The organism is Actinokineospora globicatena (assembly GCF_024171945.1).
Classification (GTDB): Bacteria; Actinomycetota; Actinomycetes; order Mycobacteriales; family Pseudonocardiaceae; genus Actinokineospora; species Actinokineospora globicatena.
The window spans coordinates 1,470,606-1,496,056 of the sequence record NZ_JAMTCR010000002.1; the positions used below are offsets into that span (position 1 = coordinate 1,470,606).

At 71.3% G+C, this 25,451-nt stretch carries 29 protein-coding genes; 21 read left to right on the forward strand and 8 right to left on the reverse strand.

What is annotated here, in order from left to right; translation table 11 throughout:
- The first annotated feature begins 53 nt into the window (after nt 1-53).
- The 3 genes from resB to LV79_RS07100 all read left to right on the forward strand — a co-directional run bounded on the left by resB (nt 54) and on the right by LV79_RS07100 (nt 4,230).
- On the forward strand, nt 54-1,577 hold the full coding sequence (gene resB / locus LV79_RS07090) for a cytochrome c biogenesis protein ResB (RefSeq protein ID WP_253835867.1): 1,524 nt from the start codon (nt 54-56) through the stop codon (nt 1,575-1,577).
- Nucleotide 1,578: 1 nt separating this feature from the next.
- The gene (gene ccsB, locus LV79_RS07095) at nt 1,579-2,538 is read left to right on the forward strand and encodes a c-type cytochrome biogenesis protein CcsB (protein WP_253833290.1); all 960 of its coding nucleotides are present in this window, start codon (nt 1,579-1,581) and stop codon (nt 2,536-2,538) included.
- A gap of 114 nt (nt 2,539-2,652) precedes the next feature.
- Nucleotides 2,653-4,230: a MinD/ParA family ATP-binding protein gene (locus tag LV79_RS07100; RefSeq protein ID WP_253833292.1), complete on the forward strand. Its 1,578-nt coding sequence runs from the start codon at nt 2,653-2,655 to the stop codon at nt 4,228-4,230.
- A 30-nt stretch (nt 4,231-4,260) separates the two neighbouring features.
- Here LV79_RS07100 and LV79_RS07105 read toward each other — a convergent pair whose 3' ends face one another.
- Nucleotides 4,261-4,452, reverse strand: coding sequence for a hypothetical protein (locus LV79_RS07105; RefSeq protein WP_253833294.1), 192 nt, complete (start codon nt 4,450-4,452; stop codon nt 4,261-4,263).
- A 187-nt stretch (nt 4,453-4,639) separates the two neighbouring features.
- Nucleotides 4,640-4,849: a BldC family transcriptional regulator gene (locus LV79_RS07110; protein WP_253833296.1), complete on the reverse strand. Its 210-nt coding sequence runs from the start codon at nt 4,847-4,849 to the stop codon at nt 4,640-4,642.
- Nucleotides 4,850-5,022: 173 nt separating this feature from the next.
- Between LV79_RS07110 and LV79_RS07115 the strand changes: the two genes are divergently transcribed.
- Genes LV79_RS07115 through cds1 form a run of 3 tightly spaced genes read left to right on the forward strand, consistent with a single transcriptional unit; the run spans nt 5,023 to nt 6,913 of the window.
- Nucleotides 5,023-5,481, forward strand: a complete 459-nt coding sequence (locus LV79_RS07115) for an Lrp/AsnC family transcriptional regulator (RefSeq protein ID WP_092777448.1) — start codon at nt 5,023-5,025, stop codon at nt 5,479-5,481.
- A gap of 10 nt (nt 5,482-5,491) precedes the next feature.
- Nucleotides 5,492-5,761 carry a DUF4229 domain-containing protein gene (locus tag LV79_RS07120; RefSeq protein ID WP_253833299.1) on the forward strand — a complete coding sequence of 90 codons (270 nt, stop codon included), beginning with the start codon at nt 5,492-5,494 and terminating at the stop codon, nt 5,759-5,761.
- Nucleotides 5,762-5,821: 60 nt separating this feature from the next.
- Complete coding sequence (cds1, locus tag LV79_RS07125; protein WP_253833301.1) at nt 5,822-6,913, forward strand: L-cysteine desulfhydrase Cds1; 1,092 nt, start codon at nt 5,822-5,824, stop codon at nt 6,911-6,913.
- A 51-nt stretch (nt 6,914-6,964) separates the two neighbouring features.
- Here cds1 and LV79_RS07130 read toward each other — a convergent pair whose 3' ends face one another.
- Nucleotides 6,965-7,837 carry a 1,4-dihydroxy-2-naphthoate polyprenyltransferase gene (locus LV79_RS07130; protein ID WP_253833303.1) on the reverse strand — a complete coding sequence of 291 codons (873 nt, stop codon included), beginning with the start codon at nt 7,835-7,837 and terminating at the stop codon, nt 6,965-6,967.
- Between the two features lie 46 nt (nt 7,838-7,883).
- The gene (locus LV79_RS07135; protein ID WP_253833305.1) at nt 7,884-8,624 is read right to left on the reverse strand and encodes an N-acetyltransferase; all 741 of its coding nucleotides are present in this window, start codon (nt 8,622-8,624) and stop codon (nt 7,884-7,886) included.
- Between the two features lie 78 nt (nt 8,625-8,702).
- On the opposite strand from LV79_RS07135, the gene LV79_RS07140 reads away from it, so the two are divergent.
- Entirely contained in the window at nt 8,703-9,242 is a 540-nt protein-coding gene (locus tag LV79_RS07140) for a TlpA disulfide reductase family protein (RefSeq protein WP_253833307.1), read from the forward strand.
- Here the strand turns inward: LV79_RS07140 and menE are convergent.
- Nucleotides 9,173-10,345, reverse strand: coding sequence for an o-succinylbenzoate--CoA ligase (gene menE / locus LV79_RS07145; RefSeq protein WP_253833309.1), 1,173 nt, complete (start codon nt 10,343-10,345; stop codon nt 9,173-9,175). The two genes, LV79_RS07140 and menE, sit on opposite strands and share 70 nt — an antisense overlap.
- 71 nt (nt 10,346-10,416) lie before the next feature.
- On the opposite strand from menE, the gene LV79_RS07150 reads away from it, so the two are divergent.
- Entirely contained in the window at nt 10,417-10,821 is a 405-nt protein-coding gene (locus tag LV79_RS07150; protein ID WP_253833311.1) for a VOC family protein, read from the forward strand.
- Nucleotides 10,822-10,949: 128 nt separating this feature from the next.
- On the forward strand, nt 10,950-11,765 hold the full coding sequence (locus LV79_RS07155) for an arylamine N-acetyltransferase family protein (RefSeq protein WP_301320800.1): 816 nt from the start codon (nt 10,950-10,952) through the stop codon (nt 11,763-11,765).
- On the opposite strand, the gene LV79_RS07160 is transcribed toward LV79_RS07155, so the two are convergent.
- A complete protein-coding gene (locus tag LV79_RS07160) occupies nt 11,759-12,670 on the reverse strand; it encodes a 1,4-dihydroxy-2-naphthoyl-CoA synthase (protein ID WP_253833315.1) in 912 nt (303 codons plus the stop codon). The two genes, LV79_RS07155 and LV79_RS07160, sit on opposite strands and share 7 nt — an antisense overlap.
- Nucleotides 12,671-12,742: 72 nt before the next feature.
- Between LV79_RS07160 and LV79_RS07165 the strand changes: the two genes are divergently transcribed.
- From LV79_RS07165 to LV79_RS07210, 10 genes are all read left to right on the forward strand, one after another.
- Nucleotides 12,743-14,068: a hypothetical protein gene (locus tag LV79_RS07165; protein ID WP_253833317.1), complete on the forward strand. Its 1,326-nt coding sequence runs from the start codon at nt 12,743-12,745 to the stop codon at nt 14,066-14,068.
- 350 nt (nt 14,069-14,418) lie between these two features.
- On the forward strand, nt 14,419-14,559 hold the full coding sequence (locus LV79_RS07170; RefSeq protein ID WP_253833319.1) for a hypothetical protein: 141 nt from the start codon (nt 14,419-14,421) through the stop codon (nt 14,557-14,559).
- Nucleotides 14,556-16,238 (forward strand): 2-succinyl-5-enolpyruvyl-6-hydroxy-3-cyclohexene-1-carboxylic-acid synthase, encoded by a 1,683-nt coding sequence (gene menD / locus LV79_RS07175; RefSeq protein WP_253833321.1) that lies wholly within the window; start codon nt 14,556-14,558, stop codon nt 16,236-16,238. The genes LV79_RS07170 and menD overlap by 4 nt, the downstream gene beginning before the upstream one ends.
- Nucleotides 16,239-16,270: 32 nt before the next feature.
- Complete coding sequence (locus tag LV79_RS07180; protein WP_253833323.1) at nt 16,271-16,741, forward strand: DUF3592 domain-containing protein; 471 nt, start codon at nt 16,271-16,273, stop codon at nt 16,739-16,741.
- Between the two features lie 42 nt (nt 16,742-16,783).
- On the forward strand, nt 16,784-17,707 hold the full coding sequence (gene paaA / locus LV79_RS07185; RefSeq protein ID WP_253833324.1) for a 1,2-phenylacetyl-CoA epoxidase subunit PaaA: 924 nt from the start codon (nt 16,784-16,786) through the stop codon (nt 17,705-17,707).
- Nucleotides 17,704-17,991: a 1,2-phenylacetyl-CoA epoxidase subunit PaaB gene (gene paaB / locus LV79_RS07190; RefSeq protein ID WP_253833326.1), complete on the forward strand. Its 288-nt coding sequence runs from the start codon at nt 17,704-17,706 to the stop codon at nt 17,989-17,991. Before paaA ends, paaB begins: the two co-directional genes overlap by 4 nt.
- A gap of 12 nt (nt 17,992-18,003) precedes the next feature.
- A complete protein-coding gene (gene paaC, locus LV79_RS07195) occupies nt 18,004-18,888 on the forward strand; it encodes a 1,2-phenylacetyl-CoA epoxidase subunit PaaC (protein WP_253833328.1) in 885 nt (294 codons plus the stop codon).
- Nucleotides 18,882-19,373, forward strand: a complete 492-nt coding sequence (paaD, locus tag LV79_RS07200; RefSeq protein ID WP_253835869.1) for a 1,2-phenylacetyl-CoA epoxidase subunit PaaD — start codon at nt 18,882-18,884, stop codon at nt 19,371-19,373. Before paaC ends, paaD begins: the two co-directional genes overlap by 7 nt.
- 2 nt (nt 19,374-19,375) lie before the next feature.
- Entirely contained in the window at nt 19,376-20,428 is a 1,053-nt protein-coding gene (gene paaE, locus LV79_RS07205) for a 1,2-phenylacetyl-CoA epoxidase subunit PaaE (RefSeq protein ID WP_253835871.1), read from the forward strand.
- Nucleotides 20,429-20,437: 9 nt separating this feature from the next.
- Nucleotides 20,438-21,334: a putative PEP-binding protein gene (locus tag LV79_RS07210; protein ID WP_253833330.1), complete on the forward strand. Its 897-nt coding sequence runs from the start codon at nt 20,438-20,440 to the stop codon at nt 21,332-21,334.
- On the opposite strand, the gene LV79_RS07215 is transcribed toward LV79_RS07210, so the two are convergent.
- Together LV79_RS07215 and LV79_RS07220 are read right to left on the reverse strand one after the other, a co-directional pair.
- Nucleotides 21,327-22,067: an alpha/beta fold hydrolase gene (locus LV79_RS07215; RefSeq protein ID WP_253833332.1), complete on the reverse strand. Its 741-nt coding sequence runs from the start codon at nt 22,065-22,067 to the stop codon at nt 21,327-21,329. The two genes, LV79_RS07210 and LV79_RS07215, sit on opposite strands and share 8 nt — an antisense overlap.
- A gap of 134 nt (nt 22,068-22,201) precedes the next feature.
- Nucleotides 22,202-23,032, reverse strand: coding sequence for an inositol monophosphatase family protein (locus tag LV79_RS07220; protein WP_253833334.1), 831 nt, complete (start codon nt 23,030-23,032; stop codon nt 22,202-22,204).
- A gap of 177 nt (nt 23,033-23,209) precedes the next feature.
- On the opposite strand from LV79_RS07220, the gene LV79_RS07225 reads away from it, so the two are divergent.
- Both LV79_RS07225 and LV79_RS07230 read left to right on the forward strand, forming a co-directional pair.
- Nucleotides 23,210-24,325 (forward strand): glycosyltransferase family 4 protein, encoded by a 1,116-nt coding sequence (locus tag LV79_RS07225; RefSeq protein WP_253833336.1) that lies wholly within the window; start codon nt 23,210-23,212, stop codon nt 24,323-24,325.
- A gap of 3 nt (nt 24,326-24,328) precedes the next feature.
- On the forward strand, nt 24,329-25,438 hold the full coding sequence (locus LV79_RS07230; protein WP_253833338.1) for a glycosyltransferase: 1,110 nt from the start codon (nt 24,329-24,331) through the stop codon (nt 25,436-25,438).
- Nucleotides 25,439-25,451: the final 13 nt, after the last annotated feature.

The window sequence follows — 25,451 nt, forward strand, 5'->3', positions numbered from 1 at the left end:
GGGTGGCCCGGGCGCGGGCGTTCGTGCGCAACACCTGGCGCGGCCTGACCTCCATGCGCACCGCGCTGATCCTGCTGTTCCTGCTCGCCCTCGCCGCGATGCCCGGCGCCCTGCTGCCGCAGCGGTCGTTGAACCTGCCGCGCGCGCTGGACTACATCGAGGCGCACGGCTGGTGGGGCGCGCTGCTCGACCGGCTGCAGTTCTTCGACGTCTACGCCAGCGTCTGGTTCTCCGCGATCTACCTGCTGCTGTTCATCTCGCTCGTCGGTTGCCTGGTGCCGCGCACGGTCGAGTACGCCAAGGCGCTGCGGGACAAGCCGGTGCTCACCCCGCGCAACCTCACCCGCCTGCCGCACCACCTCAGCGCCGAACTCGACACCACGCCCGAGCGGGTCATGGCCGACGCCAGGGCCCGGCTCAAGGGCTGGCGGCTGGTCGAGACCGAGGAGGACGACGGCGCCCGCAGCGTCAGCGCCGAGCGCGGCTACCTGCGCGAGGCGGGCAACCTGGTGTTCCACTTCGCCATGCTCGCGCTGATCGTGTCGCTCGCGGTCGGCAAGATGACCAACTACGAGGGCCAGGTCATCGTCGTGGCCGACGGGTCCGAGTTCTGCAACGCGGGCACCCTCGGCTACGACTCGTTCCGGCCCGGCCTGCGCGTCGACGGCACCGACCTGACACCGTTCTGCGTGCGGGTCAACAGCTTCGAGGCCAAGTACCTGCCCAACGGGCAAGCCGACTCCTTCTCCGCGGGCATCGACTACCAGGCGGGCGACGAACTCGCAGGCGACACCTGGACCCCGTACAAGCTCAAGGTCAACGACCCGCTGCGGGTCGCCGGTGACCGGGTCTACCTGCTCGGCCACGGCTACGCGCCCACCTTCACCGTCACCTTCCCCGACGGGACCAAGCGCACCCAGACCCTGCAGTGGCGGCCGGTGGACAACCTGACGCTGCTCTCGGAGGGCGCCACCAAGTTCGACCCGCCCGGGGTCACCGACGCCGCCGAGCGGCGCAAGCGGCAGCTCGCGGTCACCGGCCTGTTCGCCCCGACCGCGCTCATCGAGGACAAGCTGCTCACCTCGGTGCACCCGCAGCTGTCCGACCCGGCGGTCGCCGTCGACGTCATGCGCGGCGACCTGGGCATCGACTCCGGTCGCGGGCAGTCCATCTTCCAGATCGACCAGTCCCTGGTGGACAGTGGGCGGCTCACCAGGGTGGCGCGGCAGAACCTGCGCCAAGGCGAGGCGATCACCCTCGACGACGGCACGAAGGTGAGCTTCGACGGCGTCGTCCCGTGGGTGTCGCTGCAGGTCTCGCACGACCCGACCCAGCTGTGGGTGCTGGTCGCCGCGGTCACCATGATCCTCGGGCTCGGCGTGTCGCTGACCGTGCGCCGCCGCAGGCTGTGGGTCCGCGCGACCCCCGGCGACGCGGGCCGTACCGTGGTGCGCGTCGGTGGCCTCGCCCGCACCGACCAGGCGGGTTACGGCGAGGAGTTCCACAGGCTCGCTGCCCAGCTGCTCGGTCGAGGTGCCGGGTCAGGCGGGGCGGGGACAAGCAGGAGAGGTACCTGACATGCCGGTCAATGACACGCTGGCCACCTACAGCGACTGGCTCTACCGCGCCGCCGCGCTGGTCTACGTGTTCGCGATGATCTTCTACACCATCGAACAGGCCTTCACCCGCAAGGCGAAGAAGTCCGAGTTCGCCAGGGAGCTGATCGGCGCCGGGGCACCGACCACACCGGACACCCCGGCCGTCGGCCGCATCGAGGAGCCTGCGGGCGCGGGCAAACCGGAGCGGTTCGGGCGGATCGCCGTCGCGCTGACCGTGCTGGGTGCCCTGCTGCACCTGGGTTCCATCGTGACGCGCGGTGTCGCGACCGGCCGCGCGCCGTGGGGCAACATGTACGAGTACGGGGCCGCGACGATGTTCGTCGCCGTGGTGGCCTGGCTGGTGCTGCTGCGCAAGTTCGACGTGCGCAGGCTCGGCGCGTTCGTGCTGACCCCGGTGGTCATCCTGATGTTCCTCGGCGGCACCGCGCTCTACACCTCGGCCGGTCCGGTGATGCCCGCGCTGCAGTCGTACTGGTTGGTCGTCCACGTCTCCGCGGCGATCCTGTCCAGCGGGCTGTTCCTGGTGCCCGGTGTGGTCAGCGTGCTGTACCTGGTCAAGGTCCGCCACGACGCCAACCCGGCGAAGTTCGCCAAGATCGGCCCCCGGCTGCCCGCCGCGGAGTCGCTCGACCGGCTCGCCTACCGCACCACGATCTTCGCCTTCCCGATCTACACCTTCGGCATCATCTGCGGCGCCATCTGGGCCGAGGCCGCCTGGGGCCGGTTCTGGGGCTGGGACCCCAAGGAGACCGTCGCTTTCGTCGCCTGGGTCGTCTACGCCGGGTACCTGCACTCGCGGGCGACGGCGGGCTGGCGCGGCAGCCGGGCCGCGATCATCAACTCGGTCGCCTTCGCGCTCGTCGTGTTCAACCTGTTCTTCATCAACCTGGTCATCGCCGGGCTGCACTCGTACGCCTGACCCCCTCCGACCTGCGGTTGCTTGTGCACACCGCGTTACCCCCTTCGGTGGGTGGCGCGGTGAGCGACTACCGTCGCAGCCACAGGGTCGAGGTTCGCGGGAGGGGTCTCAGGGGTGACTGGACGCCATGACGAGTCCGAGGTGGCCTGGCGGCCGCCGGTGGTGACCGGGGGAACCGGTACCGGCACGCCCGACTTCGGTCCGGATCCCGAGCTCGCGGAGGCGCACCTCGCCGGACCGGAGCAGGCGGCGCCGCTCGAGCAGGCCGTCGACCCGGCCGCGCTGTACCTGCCGCCCACCGGCGGTCCTGACGCGCCTGCCGCCGGTACCCAGCCGATGACCCCCCGGGGCCCGGCCCAGCAGGCACCCGCGGTCGCCGAAGAGCCGAACCCGAACGAAACGCAGATCGTGCCCAACCCGGCGCGCGTCAACCCGGGCCAGCCCGCGCAGCAGCAGGGCCAGCAGCCCCCGGCGCACCAGCACCAAGCCCCGCAGCAGCCGGTCCAGCCGCAGGTCCCGCCGGTCCAGCACCAGCAGGCGCGGCCGCCGGTCCAGCACCAGCGCCCGGCGCAGCAGCCGGTCCCGCAGCAGCAGCCGCCTCAGCACCACGCGCAGCAGCAGCCGATGCAGCAGTTCCCGCCGCCGATGCAGCACTTCCCCGGCCCCGTACCGCAGCAGGGCCAGCAGAACCCGTACGCGCAGAACCCGGCCGTCACCGGGCCGCACCAGGTCGGCCCGGGGTACGGCCAGCCGGGCCACGGTGAGGAGCTGTCCTCGGCCAGGCTGCTCAAGCAGTCCAAGCGGGCGCCGCAGTCCGGCTGGCGCAAGGCCGTCTACGTCGCCACCGGCAGGCTCATCAACGTCGGCGAGAGCCCGGCCGAGGTGCGCAGGCGGGAGCTGATCGGGCGGGTCAACCAGCCGCTGCGCGGGTGCTACAAGATCGCGATGCTCAGCCTCAAGGGCGGCGTCGGCAAGACCACCACGACCACCACGCTCGGCTCGACGTTCTCGTCGCTGCGCGGTGACCGGGTCATCGCGGTGGACGCCAACCCCGACCGCGGCACGCTGAGCCAGAAGATCCCGCTGGAGACCACCGCCACCGTGCGGCACCTGCTGCGCGACGCGGGCCGCATCCGCCGCTACAGCGACATCCGGGCCTACACCTCGCAGGGGCCGTCGCGGCTCGAGGTGCTGGCCAGCGAGCAGGACCCGGCGGTGTCGGAGGCGTTCAGCGAGGACGACTACCGGCGCACCGTGTCGCTGCTGGAGCACTTCTACAACATCGTGCTCACCGACTGCGGCACCGGACTGATGCACTCGGCCATGAAGGGCGTGCTCGACGTCGCCGACTCGCTGGTGATCGTCTCGTCCGGCTCGGTCGACGGCGCCCGCAGCGCCTCGGCGACGCTGGACTGGTTGGACGCGCACGGCTACCGGACGCTGGTCGCCCGCTCGGTCGCGGTGATCAACTCGGTGCGGCCGAAGTCCGGCTCGGTCGACCTGGACAAGCTGGCCCAGCACTTCGGCGCCCGCTGCCGGGCGGTCTGCCGGATCCCGTTCGACCCGCACCTGGAAGAGGGCGCGGAGATCGAGCTGGAGCGGTTGGCGCCGGAGACCAGGCTGGCACTGCTGGAGATGGCCGCCACCGTCGCCGACGACTTCGCCAGCGGCCCGCGGCCCCGCACGGCCTAGAAGGGTAAAGCCCGCCTTGACCCGTTCGGGTCAGGCGGGCGGCTTGTCCTCGCCGTCGGGCTTCTCACGGAACTTGTCCAGGCCCCGCAGGAACTCGGGGTCGTCGTCCGGGGCGATCACGTGCCTCGGGCGCTGGGCGACCTCGGCCGGGCGGACGCCGAACGCCTTCCACAGCAGCACGCCGACGGTGATCGCGCCGACCGCGGCGAGCAGGTAGAGCATGCGTGGCCACCTTTCGAACGGGTCAGGTGTTCGAGGTTAGCCGGTTTGTCGGGTTAGCGGGTGGGCCGGTCGACACGGGTTAGCGGGTGGGCCGGGGATCACTGGGTGGGCCGGTCGACCTGGGGACCTGCGGGGGGCGCCTGCCGGGGCGGGCCGACCTGGTGGTGGCGTGGTCGGCCCGTGCCGGTCAGACAGCCTGGTCGATGGCCTCGGTGGTCAACTCGGCCAGCAGGGTCTTGACCTCGGACTCGCGGAACCGGCGGTGCCCACCCGGGGTGCGGATGGAGCCGATCCGGCCCGCCGTCGCCCACCTGGTCACCGTCTTGGGGTCGACCCGGAACAGCGCGGCGACCTCCCCTGGGGTCAGCAGCCGCTCTCCGACGTGCGCCACAGTCATGGCCGCCTCCTTGGCTCGTCGATCGGGGGTACCCGTCGATCGGGGGTGAAACCAGGAGCAATCGTGGCACTTCGACCATCGGGTACTCGAACGGTTGGGTGATGGTAAAGAGGTAGTAAGGGACAAATCGACCGGTTCGGACACCGGGTGCGCACGCCGTACGCTTTCGCCCCGTGGACAACGTCGATCGCCGCATCATCGCCGCGCTGCGCACCAACGGCCGGGTCACCTACGCCGACCTGGGCCGACAGGTGGGGCTCTCCGCCTCCGCCGTGCACGAACGGGTCGGCAAGCTGGAGTCGTCCGGGGTGATCACCGGCTACCACGCCCAGGTCGACCCGAGGGCGGTCGGTCTCGGGGTGACCGCCCTGGTCGGGATCCACCCGACTGACACCGCCGACGACGAGGAGGTCGCCGACGCGCTCGGCGAGCTGGTCGAGGTGGAGTCCTGCTACCGGGTGGCGGGCGACGAGGCGTTCGTGGTCAAGGTCAGGGTGGCCACGGTGGACGACCTGGAGCGCGCGCTCGGCCGCCTGCGCCGCATCAAGGGGGTCGCGCGGACCCGTTCCACGGTCGTGCTGTCCACCCGGTTCGAGGGCAGGCCGAACACCGTGGACGAGGACGACGAGTAGCCTCGGGGCCGTGGACAAGCCCGACAGCACCCTGGGTCGTGACCTGGCTCTCTACACCGCGTTGCGCCTGGTCCTGGTGGCCGTGGTCGCGGTGCTGCTGGTGCTGTTCGACATCCCGCTGCTGGTCGCCATCGCGGTCGGGCTGGTGGTCGGGTTCCCGCTGGGCCTGCTGCTGTTCCGCGGCCTCAACGCCCGGGTCACCGCCGGTCTCGCCGAGCGGCACAAGGACCGCAACGCCGAGCGCGCCCGGTTGCGGGCCGAGCTGCGCGGCGACTCCTGATCCTCGTTCGCCACCCGTTGGGGCGGTGGTGAAAGCGCTGCTGGGCGATAATGTTGGTACATGACCGCCGTGGACAGGTGCAGCGACAAGACCCGGGCCTGGGTGTGCGAGGCCGTGCGGATCATCGAGGCCGACGCCAACCGCAGCGCCGACACGCACCTGCTGCCGTTCCCGCTGCCCGACGAGTGGGGCGTGCGGCTCTACCTCAAGGACGAGTCAACCCACCCCACTGGCTCCCTCAAGCACCGCCTGGCCCGGTCGCTGTTCCTCTACGCGCTGTGCAACGGCTGGATCGTGGAGGGCACCCCGGTGATCGAGGCGTCCTCCGGCTCGACGGCGGTCTCGGAGGCGTACTTCGCCAGGATGCTCGGCCTGCCGTTCATCGCCGTCATGCCGCGCACGACCAGCCAGGAGAAGGTCCAGCTGATCGAGCGCCAGGGCGGCCGGTGCCACTTCGTCGACGAGCCCAGCCAGCTCTACGCCGAGTCCTACCGGCTGGCCGCCGAGCTGGGCGGGCACTTCATCGACCAGTTCACCCACGCCGAGCGGGCGACCGACTGGCGCGGGAACAACAACATCGCCGAGTCGGTGTTCGACCAGATGTCGCTCGAACCGCACCCCGAGCCCGCCTGGGTGGTCGTCGGCGCGGGCACCGGCGGCACCAGCGCCACCATCGGCCGCTACATCCGCTACCGCAGGCTCGGCACCCGGCTGGCCGTGGTCGACCCGGAGAACTCGGTCTTCTTCGACGCCTGGCGCGACACCGAGCCGGGGCTGACCGGCTGCCGGGGCTCGCGCATCGAGGGCATCGGCAGGCCGCGGGTGGAGCCCTCGTTCCTCGGCCAGGTGATCGACCGGATGATCAAGGTGCCGGACGCGGCGTCGGTCGCGGTCATCCGGCGGGTCGAGCGGGTGCTCGGGCGGCGGGTGGGCGGGTCGACCGGGACGAACCTGTGGGGCGCGTTCGAGATCGTCGCCGAACTGGTGGCCGCCGGGGTCAGCGGGAGCGTCGTCACGCTGCTGTGCGACGGCGGGGAGCGGTACGCGCACACGTACTACGACGACGGCTGGCTGGCCGCGCAGGGCATCGACCCGACGCCGTACAACGAGGTGCTGGACGCGTTCCTCACCACGGGCGTCTGGAACGGCTAGGACAACCCGCTGTTCTTAGGACAAGCCAGCTTTAAGTCAAACCAACTGTTCTTAAGTCAACCCGACAGCGGTAGCGGTGACCACGGCCCAGGTCAGCATCGCCAACCCGGTCTGCTTCAAGACCGGGATCAGGTTCAAACCCGTCTCCCCGCGAGCGACGCGCCGCGCGGCGGGTACGACGAAGACGATGGAGACCAGGCCGACGAGCGCGATGGGCGTCGCGAACGCGGCCGCGACCGTCACGACGAACGGGATGGTGACCAGGACCTGGTAGAGCACCCGGGTGCGGACCTCGCCCAGTCGCACCGCGAGCGTGTGCTTGCCGGCGACCCGGTCGGTGGGGACGTCGCGGAGGTTGTTCGCGACCAGCACCCCGGCCGAGAACGACCCCATCGCGACAGCGCCCGCGGCGCCGAACCAGCTGACCCGGTCGGCCTGCACGTACTCGGTGCCGAGCACGGCGATGACGCCGAAGAAGAGGAAGACGGCGATCTCACCGAAGCCCGAGTAGCCGTAGGGCTTCTCACCGCCGGTGTAGAACCACGCCCCCGCGATGCACGCGGCGCCGATGGCCAACATCCACCACTGCCCGGACAGCGAAACCAGCACCAGACCCGCGACCGCGCCGAGGCCGAAGCAGGCGAAAGCGGCCGCCTTCACAGCGCCGGGGGACGCCACGCCGGAACCCACGAGCCGCAACGGGCCAACCCGATCGCTATCGGTGCCCCTAACGCCGTCGGAGTAGTCGTTGGCGTAGTTGACGCCGATTTGCAGTGCCAAGGACACGAACAACGCCAATGCCGCTCGGGCCAAGGAGAAAGCGCCGATCGCGGCCGCCGCCCCTGAGCCGACGAGGACCGGCGCCACCGAGTTCGGCAACGTGCGAACCCGCGCGCCCTCGATCCACTCCGCGACTGTCGCCATCGGTCCATCTTCACCGATCACGAGCAGTCACGTGTTGAGGGACTGGTCACGTCTTGTGCCGGACCCAGACATTCGGCTCGATGTACACGGCGTAACCGTGTTCCGCGTCGCAGTGCACCGGTACCAGGGCGCCGGGGACGAGCACCGGGCCGGTGCGGTCGAACGGCAGGCCGGTCCACTCCCGCCACTCGACGAGGGTGCCCGCGATGGTCATCGACCGCACCGCGATCGCCTCGACCACCCCGCCCGCGCGCACGTGGACCCGCAGCCACGGGTCGACCGGGAGGCCGTCCTCCCTGGTCCAGCCCGCGTACTCGCCGGTGGGCACCTCGGGGTGCGCGGGTTTCCCGTTCGGCCGCACCGGGGCGACGAGGGTGTCGTACCCGAGCGCGCGGACCGAGTCGCGCATCGCGGTCAGCATCACCGACGAGAGACCGGTGCCGCGCAGGTCGGTTTGGACGTTGATCTCCAGCGCGGAGACCAGGTTCGGCTCCTCGCCGGTCGCTCGCCCGATCGTGGCCCGCTCGATCACCCGGTCCCAGCCGCCGGGCGGCAGGAACTCCTCGGTCCACCGGAACGGGACGCTGTGCGCCTTGGCCACCAGCCGTTCGGGGTGGTCGCGGTCGTAGGCGACCAGCACGTGCTCCGGGTAGTGCTGAGCCGCCACCGAGTAGTACAGCCCGGAGGTCGGGTCCTTGCGCATGAACTCGGGCCAGCTGTCCGGGAAGTGCTCGAGCAACGGCTCCAGGTCGGGTCGCTCGGCCAGGGAGGAGATGACGAGGTCCACGGTCGCTGGACGCTACTCCGCCCCCACCGGCCCCTCCACCGATTTCGCCTGGCTAGAGTCGGCCCGAGGGGGATGATCATGCGCTGGGTGGTGCTCGCCGCGGTCGTGGGGCTGGTGGCGGCCGGTTGTGGGACGACGGAGCCGCCGCGACCGAACGGCGCGCTGGTCCCGGTCGGTGCGCGGGATGTGGTGGTCGAGGTCAGCGGGGAGGAACTGCTGACCGGGGCGGCCGTCGCGACGCGGGACCTCGACGGGACCGCGCTCGTGGTGAACGTGTGGGGCGCTTGGTGCGCGCCGTGCAGGCACGAGTTCCCGCAGTTGCAGAGGGTCCACGCCGAGACCCGCGAACTCGATGTGGACTTCCTCGGCATCGACGTGCGCGACAACGACCGCGAGTTCGCCGTCGACTTCGTGCGTGACCGCCAGGTCGAGTACCCGTCGCTCTACGACCCGGCGGCGCGGTCGTTGCTCGGGTTCGGCAAGTACCGCAACGCGACAGTGCCATCGACGTTCGTGCTCGACAAGCAGCACCGGGTCGCGGCCGTGTTCTACGGCGGCGTGTTGGCCGACGAGTTGTTGCCCCGGGTGCGTGAGGTTGCCGCAGAGGCAAGCAGTTGAGCGACGGCGGCGCGGTCGACCTTGCCTGGCCCGCGTAGCGGTATCTCGGCGATGACGTGGACCTGCTTCGGGGCAGCGTGTAGGCCGAGTTGGGCTCTTACGGCAGCGATGAGGGATGCCGTGTCGACATCGCCGTTGGCTACGATCGCGGCCGCGACTCGTTGGCCCCATTCCGGGTCCGGTAGGCCCACCACACACGCTTCGGCGACTCCGGCTTGAGCGGTCAGCACGCGCTCGACGGCCGTTGGCGCGACCTTCTTGCCCCCGGTGTTGATGAGATCGTCGGTGCGGCCCAGGATCTCCAGCTTGCCGTCGACGATGCGGCCGAGGTCGGAGGTGTGGAACCAGCCATCCGTGAAGGCAGGGTTATCCGGGTCGAGTCGGTAGCCGTGCGCAAGAGTCGGGCCGCTCAGGTGGACCACTTCGTCCTCTAGTCGCACTCGAACACCGTCGAGCGGAACGCCGTCGTACACACACCCGCCTGCTGTTTCCGACATGCCGTAGGTGGTGACCACCTTGATCCCGGAGTCCTTGGCCTGGGCGAGCGTGGTCGGGCTCGTCGCCGCGCCGCCGACCAGAACCGCGTCGAACGAACGGGCAGCGGCCAGCGCGTCCCCCCCTTCGGTCAACAACCGGGTCAACTGTGTCGGCACCAACGCCGTGTACCGCGGACCGTCGGCGGCGAGCACGTCCGATGCCGCCTCTACGAACCGCCGCCCACGGAAGCCCCCTGCCGGTAGTACTGCCAGTGGCGTTCCCGCCAACAGCGACCGGATCACGACCTGGACCCCGGCGATGTGGTGCGCGGGCATCGCCAGCAACCAGGTCCCCGCGCCACCGAGCCGCGCGTGCGTCGCCGTCGCGGAGGCCCGCAACGCCGCGGCCGACAGCAGGACCCCCTTGGCGGCGCCGGTCGACCCCGAGGTGCGCACGATCAACCCCGTGCCCGGCTCCACCGGCAGGTCAGGCCGCATGTCCGACGGTGATTCCCCCGGGGCCAGCGGCAGCACCGCGGAGCCGCCCGAGCCGTCCAGGAGCGGCCGCAGGGCCCGCGCGAGGGCGTGGACCGCCGCCTCGGTGCCGTCGAGCGTGACGGGGTGCATGGGGGCCATCCTGGCAGCTGTGTCGGTGCCGGTGCTTACGCTCGACGCACAACGCGAGAGGAGCGGTGACTGTGTCCACAGCGCGACAGAAGGTGACGACCTTCCTGATGTTCGAGGGCAGGGCGGAGGAGGCGATCACCTTCTACACGTCCCTGTTCGACGACGGCGAGGTCCTGCTGCTCAACCGGTGGGGCGTGGACGGCCCGGGCAAGGAGGGCACGGTCTACCAGGCGAGCTTCCGGGTGGGCGGCCAGGTGATCAAGGCGTTCGACAGCCCGCCCGCGCACGCGTTCACCTTCACGCCGTCGACCTCGCTGTGGGTCGAGTGCGACACCGAGGCCGAGCTCGACCGCCTCTACGCCGCGCTCAACGAGGGCGGCCAGGCCCTGATGCCGTTGGGCGACTACGGCTTCAGCACCAAGTACGGCTGGACCAACGACCGGTTCGGCGTCTCCTGGCAGCTGAACCTTGCCTGAGCCGCTCCCACTCGACGACCCCCGGCGCGCCGACCGGTCGTGGCGGCGGCCGGTCGACACCGACCTGCGGGACGCGTACCTGCTGCGCCTGGGGGTGGTCGGCGCCGCCCAATCCGACGCTGGACACCCTGGTCGCGCTGCACAAGGCGCAGACCGCGCTGGTGCCCTACGAGGTCGTGTGGATCGCGCTGGGTGAACGGCGCACGGTCGAGCCGCTCGACTCCGTGCGCTACGTGGTCGCCGGTCGTGGCGGCTACTGCTACCACCTCAACGGCGCGCTTGGGTGCCTCTTGGACTGGCTCGGGTTCGACGTCCACTGGCGCGTCGGCGGTGTCCAGGGTCCGCAGTGGGCGGAGCCGGTTGGCGCTAACAGCAACCACTTGGTCATCGAGGTTCATGGCCTGCCCAGCCCCGACTGCCCAGACGGTGTGTGGGTTGTCGACACGGGGATGGGCGACGCGCTTCACGAACCACTGCCTCTTGTCGCGGGCAAGTACCGGCAGCCGCCGTTGGAGCTGACACTACGACCGTCAGATGTCGTCGAAGGCGGTTGGCGGCTAGACCACGACGACTGGGCACGCTGCCCCGGCATGGATTTCGCCCCTTACGAAGCGACCGTCGAGGACTTCCTCGTCGAACACGAGAAGCAGTCCACCAGCCCCGACTCGGGTTTCGTCCGCATCGCCGCACTGTGTCGACGCGACGGCGACAGCGCCACGGTGCTGCGTGGTCTCCTGCTGGACCGCCACAGCACTGCGGGCGACGACCGGCGGGAGATCGGCAGCGCGGGGGAGTACTTCGCCACCCTCGCTGACGTCTTCCACCTCCCACTGTCCGATGTGGACGAGGAGCGCAAGGCGGCCCTCTACCGCAAGGTGCGCGCGGACCACGAGGAGTTCCTGCGGAGCCAGCGCGAGCAGGCCCAGCAGGAGCAGGCTCAGTAGTAGTACGGGAAGCGGGACCAGTCCGGGTCCCGCTTCTCCAGGAACGAGTCCCGGCCCTCCACGGCCTCGTCGGTCATGTACGCCAGCCGGGTCGTCTCGCCCGCGAACACCTGCTGCCCGATCAGGCCGTCGTCGATGGCGTTGAACGCGAACTTGAGCATCCGCTGCGCCGTCGGCGACTTGCCGTTGACCTCCCGCGCCCACTGCAGCGCGGTCTCCTCCAGCTCCGCGTGCGGCACGGCCTCGTTCACCGCGCCCATCCGCACCATGTCCTCGGCGGTGTAGGTCCGGCCGAGGAAGAAGATCTCCCTGGCGTACTTCTGGCCGACCTGCCTGGCCAGGTACGCCGAGCCGAACCCGCCGTCGAAGCTGCCCACGTCGGCGTCGGTCTGCTTGAACCGCGCGTGCTCCCGGCTCGCCAGGGTCAGGTCGCAGGTCACGTGCAGGCTGTGCCCGCCACCGGCCGCCCAGCCGGGGACGACCGCGATGACCACCTTCGGCATGAACCGGATCAGCCGCTGCACCTCGAGGATGTGCAACCGGCCCGCGCGCGCGGGGTCCACCGTCTCCGAGGTCTCCCCGGACGCGTACTGGTAGCCGGTGCGGCCGCGGATGCGCTGGTCCCCGCCGGAGCAGAACGCCCAGCCGCCGTCCTTGGGCGAGGGCCCGTTGCCGGTCAGCAGCACGCAGCCCACGTCGGAGCTCATCCGCGCGTGGTCGAGCGCGCGGTAGAGCTCGTCGACGGTGTGCGGCCGGAACGCGTTGCGCACCTCGGGGCGGTCGAAGGCGATCCGCACGGCCCCGGTGTCCACCGCCCGGTGGTAGGTGATGTCGGTGAAGTCGAAGCCGTCGACGGCGCGCCACCGCGCCGGGTCGAACAGTTCGGAAACCTCGCGCTCAGCCACGTCCACGAGGATGCCGGCGGGGCTGTGGACAGTCGTTCGCGGGGTTGGCCGTCGCCGTGTCAAGCTGGGTTCGTGCACGACCTGGACTCGGCCCTGGAGGTCATTCGCGCGCGTGATGACACCGCCGCGAAGCACGCGCACGCGCTCTGGCACGTCATGCGGGCCACCGCGGCCCACCCGACCAAGGTCACCCGCTACGACGTGCAGCAGATGGTGTGGGGCACGCTGCCGCAGGCGCACCGCAGCCCCGGCGGGCAGGGCGCGTTCGACGACCTGCACCAGACCTGCGAGTCCTTCGCCGAGCTGCTCGACCTGCTCGGCCACGACGGGTACGCCCAGGTCTGCCGGGCGGAGGCGACGCACACGATCCTCGACGCGGCCGAGGACGAGGACCGCTACCGGCGGCTGGTGGCCGCCGCGTGGCGCGCGTCCGGGGTGTGGCCGCCGGACACCCCGCTGATGACCTGGTCCGAGCACGGCGGCCCGATCGAGAGCGCGCTGCACGCGGCGGCGGGCAGGCTGCTGGAGGAGGCGGTGGACGCCGGGACGCTGCCGGTCGACGGCGGCGACGCGATGCGGGTCGGCCTGGTGATGCGGCTGCTGACCAGCCCGGAGAACGAGGGCGACGAGACCTGGTTCGTCCGGCTGCTCGACGAGCGGCTCGACGAGTGGACCCTGGGGCACGGCAGCCAGACCCGGCGCGAGCTGATGGTCCGGCTGCGGCCGGAGGTCCGCCGCGCCCCCGACAGCGACGGCGCCCAGCTGCCCGCGTTGAGCTACCTGCTCACCCAGTGCCGCGAGCAGGGCGCCCGGTTGACCGGCAGCGGCTACCTGCCGACCACGCTGGTCAGCGAGTTGATCGACCTGATGCCCACCTGCGCCGAGGTCACCGCCGCCGGTCGCAGCGAGTCGCAGTGGCCGCCGGTGAAGCTGCTGCGCGAGCTGTCCGGTGACTTCGGCCTCACCGCCCGCGCGGGTGCCCGGCTGCGGCTCACCGAGCAGGGCGCCGCGCTCGTCGACGATTCCGACTCCCTGCTGATGACCGTCGGTGAGCGGTTGGTCTCCCTGGAGCGCTCCGCGCTCGGCACGGTGCAGGAGGTCGTCTTCGCGGCGCTGCTGCTGGAGGACCGGATGTCGCCGAGCCGGGTGTTCGAGAAGGTCGCCTACGTCCTCGCCGAGGAGGGCTGGTCCGAGGGCGGTGGCGCTGACTTCGGACCGACGCGGGCGGCTGAGGTCGGCTCGTGGTTCTTGCGCCGCCTCCGCGTGCTCGACGCTGTTGACGCTGACTGGAACGCGCGCCGGATAGGGCTGACGGACGCGGGTCGCGCGATAGCCCGCTGGAGCCTGCGCGCGCGTGTGCTGTTCCGGCACCGCCCCGACGACCTGACCCTCGCGTGAGCCCGGCATCGGAGGGTTCCAGTCCGACGCCCAGGTCACCTGGGCGCGGGAGGACCACCGGTCCGGTTGGGCGCGCTCCCATTCCCTTGCGGGCGCAACGGGATCCGGCCGATCTTCGCCCAGTTGGCGGGCGCCGGTTGCCGGTCGGGGCGGCGGCGGTGAAGGGTCGGGGGCGGGTGGGTGCCCTGGCGTGCCGGTCGGGGGACCCCGGGACGGTCGTCGACGTCATGGTCCTGAGGGGACCTGACGCGGCGGTGGACGGCGCTGGGAGGGGTGCGGCGGTGGGGGGATCAGCACGGCGGGCAGTGGTCCTGAGGGATTTGGCACAGCGGGAATCGGCGCAGCGGGCAGTGGTTCTGAAGGAACTGGCACAGCGGGAACTGGTGGAGTGGGACGTGGTGGCGCGGGAGTCGGGCGTGGACGTGGGTGTCCTGGGTAGCGGGTCGAGCGCTGTGGACAGTGCCACCGCGGTGTGGACCGGGTCGCGGTGAACCCGTCCACCGCGATGGCCACCGTCGTGGTCGACGAGTTGGTGCGCAACGACGTCCGGCAGGTCGTGCTGTGCCCCGGGTCGCGCAACGCGCCGGTCGCGTTCGCGCTGTTCGAGGCGGCCAACCGCGGCGAGCTGACCCTGCACGTGCGGGTCGACGAACGTTCGGCCGGGTACTTCGCGCTCGGCCTCGGCCGGGCCTCCGGTAGGCCTGCCGCCGTGGTGTGCACGTCGGGGACGGCGGTGGCGAACCTGCACCCGGCCGTCCTGGAGGCGCACCACTCCGGGGTCGGGCTGCTGCTGATCACCGCGGACCGGCCGCCCGAGCTGCACGGCACCGGCGCGAACCAGACCATCGACCAGCGCGGCATCTTCGGCAGCGCGGCGGTCACCGTCGACTTCCCGGTGGCCGAGCGACGGGCCGGGTTGAACCCGGTCTGGCGCGGCCTGGTCTGCCGGGGTGTGGCCCGCGCGGAGACCGGGCGCCCGGTGCAGCTGAACATCCCGTTCCGGGAGCCGCTGGTGCCGACCTTCGGCGACGAGTGGCCGGACCAGTTGGTCGGCAGGCCGGGTGGGCTGCGCTGGACGACGTCGTCGGCAGCCCGTTCGGTCCCGGGCAACCGGGTCGACTTCCCGTTGCCCGCGCGGACGCTGATGGTGGTCGGTAGCGGTGACGCGGCTAGAGCGACGTCTGCCGCCGGGGTGGCCGCGAAGGCGGGGTGGCCTGTTGTCGCTGAGCCCGTTGGTGCTGCCGCCGCGATCGCGGGCGGCGCGCACGTGCTGCGCGGGGGTCCGTTATTGCTGGGGACCGGTGCGCTGCCGGAGTCGCTGAGGCCAGACGCGGTTGTCGTCGTCGGTAGACCTACCTTGTCGCGCGGGGTGCGCGGGTTGATGGACCGGGTGCCGGTGTACGGCATCGGCGACCATCCACAGTGGACCGACCCGCAGTTCGTCGCCACCCACGTGCGCGGCTGGCTCGACCAGGACGACCTGGTCCACGTCACCGGGCACGACCACTCCTGGCTGGCGGGTTGGCAGGACGCCGAGGACGGCGCGGCCGAGGCGGTCGGCGCGCTGCTCGCCGCCGAGCCGTGGCCGACCGGGCTGCACGTCGCCAGGGACGTGGTCGCCGCGCTGCCGCCGGGGGCGACGCTGTTCCTCGGCTCGTCCAACACCGTGCGCGACGTCGACCTGATCGCCCGGCACCGGGTGGACATCGCGGTCCACGCCAACCGGGGTGTCGCGGGCATCGACGGCAACCTGTCCACGGCGGCCGGGGTGTCGCTCGGCGGCGGCGCGCCGACCTACGCCCTCGTCGGCGACCTGACGTTCCTGCACGACGCGAACGGCCTGCTCATCGGCCCCGGCGAGCAGCGCCCCGACCTGACCGTCGTCGTGCTCAACGACGACGGCGGCGGCATCTTCTCGCTGCTCGAACAGGGCGCGGCCGAGCACCGGGCCAGCTTCGAGCGGGTGTTCGGCACGCCGCACGGGGTCGACCTGGCCGCGCTGTGCCGGGCCCACGGCGTCGCGCACACCGAGGCGGCCACCCCGGCTGACCTGCGCCGCGCGCTCGACCCGGCACCCGGGCTGCGCGTCGTGGAGATCAAGGCGACCAGGGACGGGCTGCGCGACCTGCACGCCCGCCTGCGGTCCGCCGTCGGCGCCGCGATCGCCTGACGCCCGCCACCGGCGGTGGATACCCTCCACCCGTGGATGACCAACTCACCCGCCCGCAGCGCCGCCGGGCGGTCGCCGCGCTGGTGGCCTACGTCCTGGCGGGGCTGGTCGCCGCGCTCGGCGTGCTGCTGGTGGTGGGCGCGTTCACCGAGGACGCGGCGATCGAGCGCTACACCGGCAACGCCAACGCCGACGTGGTGAGCGTGTCGTTCAGCCGGACCCTGGTCCGCTTCCAGACGCCGGACGGCGCCGAGCACCTGCCCAGCGTGGGGGTGCTCTACCCGGAGGCGCTGGAGGAGGGGCAGGTGGTGCGGGTCGAGTACGACCAGCGCAACCCGGACCTGGTGCGGGTGGCCGGGCGCGGCGCGGCGCTGACGATCCTGCCGGTGAGCACGGCCGTGTTGGGCGTGTGGGTGGTCGCGGGCGCGTTCCTCTACTGGCTGCGGCGGCAGGGTCCCCTGAACGTGCGGCGCCTGCGCCCCCGTCGGCGGATCCGGCTATGACACTTCTCCGCAGATTTGGCGTTCAGGTGTAACATCTGGGGCGTGGACCTGGAACGCGAGTTCGAGCAGACCGTCGCCGCCGACCACCGGGTCGAGCCGCGGGACTGGATGCCGGACGGGTACCGGGCGACCCTGGTGCGCCAGATCGCCCAGCACGCGCACTCCGAGATCATCGGGATGCAGCCGGAGGGCAACTGGATCAGCCGCGCGCCCTCGCTGCGCCGCAAGGCGATCCTGCTGGCCAAGGTGCAGGACGAGGCCGGGCACGGCCTCTACCTCTACGCCGCCGCCGAGACGCTGGGCGCGGACCGCGAGGAGTTGACCGAGAAGCTCATCGCCGGTCGGCAGAAGTACTCCTCGATCTTCAACTACCCCACGCTGACCTACGCCGACGTCGGCGTGATCGGCTGGCTGGTCGACGGCGCCGCCATCTGCAACCAGGTGCCGCTGTGCCGCACCTCCTACGGCCCGTACGCGCGCGCGATGATCCGGGTCTGCAAGGAGGAGTCCTTCCACCAGCGGCAGGGCTACGAGCTGCTGATGACCATGATGAGCGGCACCGAGCAGCAGCGGGCGCTGGTGCAGGAGTCGGTGGACCGCTGGTGGTGGCCGTCGCTGATGATGTTCGGCCCGCCGGACGCGGAGAGCTCCAACACCGAGCAGTCGATGCTGTGGCGGATCAAGCGGCACACCAACGACGAACTGCGCCAGCGCTTCGTGGACATGTCGGTGCCCCAGGCGGCGAAGCTGGGCGTCACGCTGCCCGACCCGCACCTGGTGTGGAACGCCGAGCGCGGCCACCACGACTTCGGTGAGATCGACTGGACCGAGTTCTGGCAGGTCGTGAAGGGTGCCGGTCCGTGCAACGCGCAGCGGGTCGAGCACCGGCGCAAGGCGCACGAGGACGGCGCCTGGGTCCGCGAGGCGGCGACCGCGTACGCGCGCAAGAAGGAGCAGGCGGCATGACCAGGTCTTCGTGGCCCCTCTACGAGGTGTTCGTGCGCGGCAAGCGCGGCCTCAACCACGTCCACGTGGGCTCGCTGCACGCCCCTGACGACGAGATGGCGCTGCGCAACGCGCGCGACCTCTACACCCGGCGCAACGAGGGCGTGAGCATCTGGGTCGTGAAGGCCGAGGCCATCACCGCCTCCAGCCCGGACGAGAAGGACCCGTTCTTCGCCCCCAGCGGCGACAAGGTCTACCGCCACCCCACGTTCTACGCCATCCCCGAGGACGTCCCGCACCTCTAGAACGGACCCGCCATGGATAACGCCTACGACGGCCTTACCGACGCGGGCGAGGAGAAGCACTGGGCGTTCGGCACCGGCTTCACCGCAGCTCTCGCCGGGGTCGGCCGCGACATCCCCGCCGTCGACCGCGACAGCCTCACCGCGTACTGCCTGATGCTCGGCGACGACGCGCTCGTCTACTCGCAGCGCCTCGCCGAGTGGTGCTCGCGCGCGCCCGAGCTGGAGGAGGACGTCGCGCTGGCCAACATCGCGCTCGACCTGCTAGGCCAGGCCAGGTTGCTGCTCTCCCGGGCGGCCGAGGTCGAAGACGCCGGGCGCGACGAGGACGCGTTGGCCTACCTGCGCGACGAGCGGCAGTTCCGCAACGTCCGGCTGGTCGAGCTCGACTGCGGTCCCGGGCCCGGCGGCGACTTCGGCACCACGATCGCCCGGCTGCTGGTGTTCTCGACCTGGCGGCTAGCGGTGTTCCAGCGGCTGGTCGGTTCGGCCGACCCGGTGCTCGCCGCCGTCGCGGCCAAGGGCGTCAAGGAGCTGGCCTACCACCGCGACCACGCCGCCCAGTGGGTGCTGCGGCTCGCGGGTGGCACCGAGTACTCCCGGGAGCGGATCGTCGCCGGGCTGGACAAGGTGTGGGCGTTCACCGAGGAGCTGTTCGCCACCCACCCGATCGAGGCGGAGTTGGACGGGGTCGCGGTCGACCCCGCCGCCGCCCGCGCCGAGTTCGACCAGGTCATCGACACCGTGCTGTCCGCCGCCGGCCTGGAACGGCCGCGGACCACGCAGGTCGCGGCGCTCGCCGGTCAGGCCGGGCGCGACGGCATCCACACCGAGGCCATGGGCTACCTGCTGGCCGAGCTGCAGCACATCGCCCGGTCGATGCCAGGAGCGGTCTGGTGAGCGCCCGCCAAGTCGCCGAGCAGGTGCTCGACCCCGAGCTCCCGGTGCTGACCCTCGCCGACCTCGGGGTGCTGCGCGACGTGCGCGAGGACGACGGCCGGGTCACCGTGACGATCACCCCGACCTACTCCGGCTGCCCCGCGATGGACGAGATGCGCGCCGACCTTGTCGACCAGCTGACCGCCGCCGGGTACGCCGACGTCGAGGTCAGGACGGTCCTGCACCCCGCGTGGACCACCGACTGGATCAGCGAGGACGGCCTGCGCAAGCTCGCCGACCACGGCATCGCGCCGCCCCAGCGGATCGGGCCGCGCGCGGTCGGGCCGGTGCCGCTGAACCTGGAACCGCCGTCGCGGCGGGTGCCGTGCCCGCGCTGCGGGTCCGCCCGCACCACCGAGCTGTCCCGCTTCGGCTCCACCGCCTGCAAGGCCCTGCGGCGCTGCGAGGACTGCCGGGAACCGTTCGAGCAGATCAAGGAACTGTGACCGTGCGCGCCTTCCACCCCCTCCCGGTCGCCCGCGTCGACCGGCTCTGCGACGACGCGGTCGCGATCACCTTCGCCGTGCCCGCCGACCTCGGCGAGCGGTTCGCGTTCAAGGCCGGCCAGTACCTGACGCTGCGCCAGGACGTCGACGGCCGCGAGGAACGCCGGTCGTACTCGATCTGCGCCCCGGTCGGCGCCGCGCCGCGCATCGGCGTGCGCCGGGTCGAGGGCGGGCTGTTCTCCGCGCACCTGGTCGACTCGCTCAAGGCGGGCGACACCCTGGACGTCCTGCCGCCGCTCGGCGCGTTCACGCCGGTCGTCGAGCCGGGCAGCCACCACGGCCTGGTCGCCGCCGGGTCGGGCATCACGCCGGTGCTGTCGATCGCGGCCACCGTGCTCGCCGACCCGACCACCCGGGTCACGCTGCTCTACGGCAACCGCCGCAGCGACACGGTGATGTTCGCCGAGGACCTCGCCGACCTCAAGGACCGCTACCCGAGCAGGCTGCAGCTCGTGCACGTGCTCTCCCGGGAACCGGGCGACGTGGAGCTGTTCTCCGGCAGGCTCGACGCGGCCCGGCTCGGCTCGTTGTTCGACCGGGTGGTGCCCGCCCAGGACGTCGACCACTGGTGGCTGTGCGGCCCGTTCGGGCTGGTCCAGGACGCGCACGCGTTACTGACCGCCCGGGGCGTGCCCGCCGAGCGCCTGCACCGCGAGCTGTTCTACGTCGACGAGCCGCCGCCGGAGCCCAAGCGGGTCGAGGAGGGCGTCGACGGGCCAACGTCGGCGGTGACGGTGATCCTCGACGGCCGGGAGACGACGCTGTCGCTGCCCTACGACGAGCCGATCCTCGACGCCGCCCAGCGCGTCCGCGCCGACCTGCCGTTCGCCTGCCGCGGCGGGGTGTGCGGCACCTGCCGGGCGAAGGTGGTCACCGGTGAGGTCCGGATGCGCCGCAACTACGCGCTGGAGCAGCACGAGGTCGACGCGGGGTTCGTGTTGACCTGTCAGGGTTTGCCGGAAAGCGCGGCTGTCACGGTGGACTTCGACGCGTAGTTTGGTGCCGTGCGCACTCGTCGGGGTCCCGAGCTCGACGTCGGCCCTGGTCGGACCGCGGACGGCCACCGGGTGGAGCTCCTCGCCGACCTGACCGGGCCCGACCCGGTGCCCGGCGCCGAGGGCGTCGGCCTGGTCCGGACCGAGTTCCTGTTCGTCGGCCGGTCCCGCCCGCCCGCGGTGCACGAGCAGCAGGCCGCGTACCGGGAGGTGCTGGCGCCGCTGGTCGGCCGCAAGGTCGTCGTCCGCACCCTGGACGCCGACACGCCGATCCCGTACGCGGGGACCGGCTCCGCGCTGGGCGTGCGCGGCTTCCGCATCTCCCGCGCCCGCCCCGACCTGCTGCGCGACCAACTGGAGGCGTTGGCCCGCGCGGCCGCCGACACCGGTACCACGCCCTGGGTGGTCGCCCCGATGATCACCACCGCGACCGAGGCCGCCGCGTTCGCCGCCGCCGTCCGGGACCACGGCCTCACCACGGCGGGCGCCGTGGTCGACGTCCCGGCCGCCGCCCTCCGCGCCGCGGACATCGCCGCCGAGGTCGACTTCCTCACCATCGGCTGCGACGACCTCGCCCAGCACACCTTCGCCGCCGACCGGCACCGGCCAGACCTGGCGGATCTCACCGACCCGTGGCAACCGGCGTTGCTCGACCTGATCGCAGGCGTCGCGGCCATCCCGAAACCTGTGGCGATCTGTGGCGAGGCGGCGGCTGATCCGTTGCTGGCCTTGGTGTTCACCGGCATGGGTGTCGACACCCTGGTCATGCCGCCGGTAAGCCTGCCTGCCGTCCGCACCATCCTCGCCGCGCACACTCTTAGCGCGTGCCGCGAACTTGCTGCCGCTGTCCGCCGCGCCACTACTCCGGCCGAGGCCAGAGCGGCAGCGCGCTGGTTGGTCAGCTGAAGAACCGCACCAGTTCCGGCGCTAGAACCCGGATGTCGACGTTGTGGGTCTGGTCCGGCAGGGACACCTTGGTCGCGTTGGGAACCGCCTCGGCCACACTCTTAGCGGCGTCGCGCAAGAAGGGCGGACTAGCGTCACCGTCGACCACCAGGACTGGAATCTCCAGCGCCGCCAACGCATCGGTCGATCCGCGCGCGACGATCCTCGCGTCGTAAGACAGCGTGTGCGCGAGACCAAGCAGGTAGGGCCACGCAGGCCCTTGCCGCATCCCGTCGATCTCCTGCGGCGGCATCCCGGTCGTAGCCAGGAACGCCTCCACCGCCTCCTCCCGACTCCGCCGAGCCTGAGCCTCCGCGAACTCCTCCGACGGATCATCGTTGAACGGCGGCTCATACACAGCGACCCGGCTGATACCAAGCCCCTGCAACGCCGCCAACAACACCAAGATCCCACCGGACGACATCCCGTAGACAACGCTACCGCCCACAGACTCAAGCACCGCCGCCAAGTCCTCGATCTCCCGCTCAACGGCATAGGGCTGCGTGTCGGAGCTATCCCCACGCCCTCGCCTGTCGTAAGAGACAGCGCTCAGCCCCGCCTCCGCCAGCAGCCCGCCCAGGTCCGCCGTGGAGTTCCGGTCGTTGAAAGCGCCCCCCACCAAGACAACCGGAACCCCGCTCCCTACAACCTCGACCGCGATCCCCGTCCCATCCGCCGACGTGACTGCCCGCATCCACCTCACCCATCCCCTCGAGACCTGTCCCTGGCCCCCAGCATCCTCCCGCCCATCTCCCGGCTCGACCACCCCACACGCCGCAACTGTCGCATGTGGATCACAGGCCACCGGGGCGGCAAGGGGAAATCGGGTCAGACAGCGGTCTCCTGCCACCAGGACAACACCGTCTCCGCGACCCCAGGCGCGGCGACAAGTAGTCCGTCCACAGGCAACGGTGCGTCCTCACCACGGCGGTCGAGCACCAGCGCGCCCGATTCCAGTGCCAATGCGACAGCTCCAGCAACGTCCCACTCGTGGTAGCTGTGTAGCACCGCTGCGGCCGCGTGGCCCAAAGCGACCTGTGCGACAGCAAGGGCGGCCGACCCCAGGACCCGGACGCCTGCGTGTGCGGCGGATGCGCGTTCGATGAACCCGCCCATGCCCGGCCACGGTCCGTTGCGCGCGAGTTCCGTGCACACGATCGTGCCCGCCGTCGACGTCCGGTCGGTCAGTTGCACGCGGACGCCGTTGGCGCGGGCGCCTCGTCCGCGCGCCGCCGCGTAGATCTGGCTGCGGTACGGGTCCGCGACCACACCGACGACGGGGCCTTCGGCGTCGACGAGGGCGAGGCTGTAGGCGCACCAGGGGACACCCGCGATGTAGTTGGCGGTGCCGTCGACCGGGTCGACCACCCAGCGGTACTCGGACTCGTCGGAGCCGAGGTCGGCGCCGAACTCCTCGCCGACGACCGGGATGCCGGGGAACTCGGCGGTCAGGACCCGGCGGGTGTGCCGCTCCAGGATGCGGTCGGTGTCGGTCACCCAGTCGAACGGGGAGTCGAGCACCACCGGTCGGGCGCCGCGGCCCGCGGTCGCGGTGATCACGTCGGTCGCGTCGTTGGCCAGCCGGCCCGCGACCTCCAAGGCCCGGGACAGCAGCCCCGGTTCCACCGGCTTGCGGGAGCGGGAGGACAAGAGCGTCATGCCAACCTAGAGTGACCACACCGTGTGGCCGGGGCGCGTCCGGAACATGAAAAGCCGGGTAGCGCCAGGCCAAGGTTGGTCGTTCCGGCGGTACCCACCCGCTGTTCCGGTGTCGTTCGCCGCGCTGTCACGCGGTCGACCACCCCGATGACGGCACGGGGTGCGACGGTCGCACCCGTGCGCGTCGCCATCGTGACCGAGAGCTTCCTGCCCCAGGTGAACGGCGTCACCAACTCCGTCCTGCGGGTGCTCGAACACCTCAACCAGCGCGGGCACCGGGCGATGGTCATCGCGCCGGGGCCCGGGCCGGACCGCCACCTGGGCGTCGACGTCGTCCGGGTCAGGGCGGTCGACCTCCCGGTGATCACCTCGCTGCCGATCGGGCTGCCCACCCCCAAGGTGCTGACCGACCTCGCCGAGTTCGACCCGGACGTGGTGCACCTGGCGTCACCCTTCGTGCTCGGCGCGGGCGGGTTGTGGGCGGCGAAGCGGCTCGGGGTGCCGACCGTGGCGGTCTACCAGACCGATGTCGCCGGGTTCGCCGCGTCCTACGGCCTGAGCCGGGGGTCGCGCGCGGCGTGGCGGTGGATCCGCAGGCTGCACTCCGGCGCCGACCGGACCCTGGCGCCGTCGTCGGCCGCGGTGGCCGACCTGACCGGGCACGGCGTTCCCCGGGTGCACCGGTGGGCGCGCGGTGTCGACATCCGCCGGTTCGCGCCCGAGCACGTCGACCGGTCGTTGCGGTCCCAGCTAGCGCCCAACGGTGAGCTGCTCGTCGGTTACGTGGGCAGGCTCGCGCCGGAGAAGCGTGTGGAGCATCTAGCCGCGCTCGACGCGTTGCCTGGTGTGCGCGTGGTGGTCGTAGGCGACGGGCCGGACTCGAAGGTGCTGCGGGAGCGGATGCCCAACGCGGCGTTCCTGGGCTTCCGCGACGGCGCTGACTTGGCCGCCGCTTATGCCAGCCTGGACGTGTTTGTGCACACGGGCCCGCACGAGACGTTCTGCCAGGCAGTGCAAGAGGCTATGGCGTCCGGATTGCCGGTAGTCGCGCCGGACGCTGGTGGGCCGCGTGATCTCGTGGACCACGGTCGTACTGGGTTCTTGCTCGACCCGGACCACTTCGCCGAGCAGTTGGTACCTGTCGTAGACAGGCTTACCGACGCGTTGTTGCGCCGTCGGATGGGGGCGGCAGGCAGGGCGGCGGTGCTCGGTAGAACCTGGAGCGCGGTGTGCGAGGAACTCCTCGGCCACTACGACGCGGTCGCGCTGGGAAGAAGGTCGAAGGCCGCGTAAGCCATGCGGATCGTGCAGCTCGCCAACTTCTATGGCCCACGCTCGGGCGGACTGCGCACCGCATTGCACCACCTCGGCGCGGGCTATGTGGCCTGCGGACACGAGGTTGTTCTAGTCGTGCCTGGTAGACGTACCGGTGATGAGTTGCTGCAAAGTGGAGTTCGCCGGATAACCCTGCCTGCTCCGCACATTCCCGGCACCGGTGGCTATAGAGCCGTCGACCCACTTCGGGTGTCGGCGCTCTTGTCCAGGCTGAAGCCAGACCGTCTAGAGGTGTCAGACAGGCTTACCTTGCGCGGCATGGGGCGTTGGGCTGCCGAGCGCGGGATCCCGAGTGTCGTCATCTCCCACGAGCGCCTAGACCGGCTCTTGCAGCAGTTTCTGCTATCTGGCGTGGTGGCCCGGTCCGTCGCCGATGCCGCAAACCGACGGATGGCGGACAACTACGACACCGTCGTGTGCACTACCGGGTTCGCGCGCGCCGAGTTCGACCGCATCGGCGTGACCAACGTCGCCCGCGTACCGCTAGGCGTCGACCTGATCACGTTTACCCCCACTCGCCGAGACAGCACTCTCCGCTCCGAACTCGCCATGGGTGCCGACGCGCTGTTAGTCCACTGCGGCCGCCTGTCACCTGAGAAGCACGTCGACCGCAGCATCGATACCCTCGCCGAGCTCCACGCCGCAGGGACCAAGGTCCGACTCGTAGTGGCGGGCGACGGGCCGAAGATGGCCTCGTTGCGCAGGCGTGCGGCAGGCCTACCTGTGACGTTCCTCGGTTTCGTTGCCGACCGCGCAGACGTCGCCCGGCTGTTAGCCACCGCAGACGTCTCCCTCGCCCCTGGCCCGCACGAGACCTTCGGGCTCGCGGCTCTAGAGGCCCTCGCGTCCGGTACACCTGTCGTGGTCTCGGAGTCGTCAGCGCTACCGGAGATCGTCAGGCCAGGCTGTGGTCAAGCCGTATCCGATGACGCGCCCGCGTTCGCCGGAGCTGTCGAGGGCCTCTTATCGGTGCCGGAACACGACCGGCGAGCGGCGGCACGGGCGCGCGCGGAGGAGTTCGATTGGCCCAGCTCCGTGCGGGGGATGCTCACCGCCATGAGCCTGGCATGACGCGATTGCACGG